This is a genomic window from Corallococcus sp. AB049A (assembly GCF_003668885.1).
Classification (GTDB): domain Bacteria; phylum Myxococcota; class Myxococcia; order Myxococcales; family Myxococcaceae; genus Corallococcus; species Corallococcus interemptor.
In genome coordinates, this window is the sequence record NZ_RAWL01000719.1 from 1 (window position 1) to 2,263 (window position 2,263).

At 70.2% G+C, this 2,263-nt stretch carries 3 protein-coding genes and 1 pseudogene; 2 read left to right on the forward strand and 2 right to left on the reverse strand.

Going from position 1 to position 2,263, the window contains the following annotated elements:
- The first annotated feature begins 143 nt into the window (after window positions 1-143).
- Together D7X55_RS38645 and D7X55_RS38650 are read left to right on the forward strand one after the other, a co-directional pair.
- Window positions 144-629: a hypothetical protein gene (locus D7X55_RS38645; RefSeq protein WP_370450231.1), complete on the forward strand. Its 486-nt coding sequence runs from the start codon at window positions 144-146 to the stop codon at window positions 627-629.
- A gap of 180 nt (window positions 630-809) precedes the next feature.
- Window positions 810-1,106, forward strand: a complete 297-nt coding sequence (locus D7X55_RS38650; protein ID WP_120553195.1) for a hypothetical protein — start codon at window positions 810-812, stop codon at window positions 1,104-1,106.
- Between the two features lie 85 nt (window positions 1,107-1,191).
- Here the strand turns inward: D7X55_RS38650 and D7X55_RS44990 are convergent, their stop codons facing one another.
- Together D7X55_RS44990 and D7X55_RS44995 are read right to left on the reverse strand one after the other, a co-directional pair.
- Window positions 1,192-1,794, reverse strand: a complete 603-nt coding sequence (locus tag D7X55_RS44990; RefSeq protein WP_120553194.1) for a LysM peptidoglycan-binding domain-containing protein — start codon at window positions 1,792-1,794, stop codon at window positions 1,192-1,194.
- Between the two features lie 78 nt (window positions 1,795-1,872).
- Window positions 1,873-2,263 (reverse strand): annotated as a pseudogene (locus tag D7X55_RS44995) (polyhydroxyalkanoate biosynthesis repressor PhaR); the annotation flags it as partial.

The following is a 2,263-nucleotide window of genomic DNA, read 5'->3' on the forward strand; positions in this document are numbered from 1 at the left end:
CCCCACCCCCGCCCGGCCGCCGGGGGAATCCCCTGGAAATGCCAGGGGTTACTGAACGCGTGTCCAGACCTCCGAATGGAGCGGGACCTGGCGACCCGGGGCGTGAACCGGGCATGTCAGACCCCTCCCGTAGAAATGATCGCGTGAGCCACTCGACCCCGCCATCGTCTCCGTCGCGAGTCCTGGAGCAGCGCAATCTCCTGGGAGGCCTGGACCTCCTGCCCGTGATGGGCGGGGGCAGCCGCAAGCGCGCGCGTCAGTTCCACGTGCCGTCGGAGCGCAAGCTGGGGTTCGCCGCCGCGCTGGCGCTGGTGGTGGAGCACGGCAAGGAGAAGGCCAAGGAGACGGGCACCACGTCCATGACGCGCTGCCCGCGCTGCGGCCACGTGGGCCCCACGGAGCAGGACTTCGGCTTCCGCATCATGAGCCGGGGCCAGCGCCGCCCGCAGTCCTGGTGCCGGGGCTGCCGGGGCCAGCACCTGGAGCCGGTGAACGCCTCCCAGCCCCGCCCCGAGGACGGCTGGCTGTTCCCGCCGGAGCCCACGCAGAAGCAGAAGGCCAAGGCGTCCAAGCCTGGCAAGCCCAAGGCGAAGAAGCGCGCCCGCCGCGCCAACGAAGACCTCACCTGAGCGCCGCTGGCGCGCCGGCCGCATTCCCTCGCTCACAGGGTGCAGCCCGCGCGCCCGCTGTCATCCCGCGCCACCGGGCGCCCGCGTCCCGCATGCTCCCGGAGCGGCCCCTGTCCCGCCCGTCGCCAGGGATGGCAATGCCCCGTGGGGGTCCCTACCTCAGGTCCAAAGGAGGACTTCATGTCCGTTCGGACCCGAGTGGCAGGCATCAAGAACCGACGACGTGTGGACGCCCATGCGGCCCAGGCCAGTGTGCAGGCCAGCAATGGGAAGAAGACCCTGCCTCATGACGAGGCGTTGGCGAAGATGATGGAGAAGGCCCTGAAGCGCGTGACGCTGGGCCCCGCCGCGGCCGACCACGGCCCAAGGCGCAACAACCGGGGCACGGGGCTCCGGGGACGCAAGAAGGCGCCCAGCCAGATTCACGTGAAGCGCGCGGGCGGCCCGCGCGACCGCTCCCGGCTGCACGGGGGCTGAGCTGGAATGACGACGCCCCGCGTGGGAGACGGATGCACCGTCTTCCACCGCGGGGCGCGGTGCGTCCGGAGTGCTTCAGCGCCGGTCAGTAACCGACGTAGCCGCTGCCGCTGCTCAGGCCCTTGATGCCGGGGACGTCGGACACGGAGCCGTAGCGGGCGATGGAGTAGCGGACGCCGGCGATGATGTTGTCCACCGGGTTGCGGATGTTGTCGTGGCCCGGGAGCTTGTACGAGTCGAACGTCGGCTGGATGGTCTGCATCAGGCCGATGGAGGGCGTGCCCTTCTGGGCGTTGGAGTCCCAGAGGTTGATGGCGTTGGGGTTCCCGCTGGACTCGTGCTGGATGATCTTCGCGATGTCCTGGGGGTTCATCTTGTCCGCCGGGACGCCGTTGGCCTTGAGGATGTCCATGGCCTGCTTGATCCAGTCACCCACCTGGCCCGGGGGCACGTCGCCCACGGCCTGCGCGCCCTGCGTCTGCTGCGCTCCGCCCGTCAGGTCCGGACCCTTCGCGGCGCCCTGCGCCTGGAACTCATCCTTGCTGCCCGGGATGTTGAGGGTCGCATCCGCGTAGATGAGGTCCTTGTTGGTGATGTTCGGGTTCGCCTTCACCAGCGAATCCACGTCCGTGTTGAAGCGCTTGGCCAGCGCGCTCAGCGTGTCGCCCGACTTGATCTTGTAGTCCATGGGGGAGGAGGACCTTTCAGATGCCGAATACGTCTGTGCCTGATTCTCGGAGTTTGATTCGCGGAGTTGCGCCTACATTTACGGTTCTGTAGGCGCTTTCACGCGAAGTCCGCGGCGGGGATGTCGCCAGAGGAGGCCCAGCAGGACGGCGAGTGTAGTGCCTGGCCCTCCGGGGCCGCCGCCGCAGCCGCAGCTGGCGTCGGGCGGGTCCATCCCGGGTGTCGTCGGGTCGACGGTCGCCTCGCATGGGGTGAAGCAGCGGCAGGCGTCGTCGCCGTCCACCTCCAGCCGGGCGCACACGCCCTGGGTACCGCAGGCGGCGTCCTCCGTACAGGCCGCGCCGTAGGTCCCGGCCTGGAGCGCGGGCAGGAGGCACCGGGCGGGGGCGCCCCCGGCGCTGACGCACAGCAGGCCGGAGGGGCAGTCCGCGTCGCCGTCGCAGGGCGCTTCACAGAGGACGTCCAGGGGG

Coding starts and splice junctions, on each gene's coding strand:
- D7X55_RS44990 (WP_120553194.1), bottom strand. CDS start 1,794: ATGGACTACAAGATCAAGTCGGGCGACACGCTGAGCGCGCTGGCCAAG.
- D7X55_RS38650 (WP_120553195.1), top strand. CDS start 810: ATGTCCGTTCGGACCCGAGTGGCAGGCATCAAGAACCGACGACGTGTG.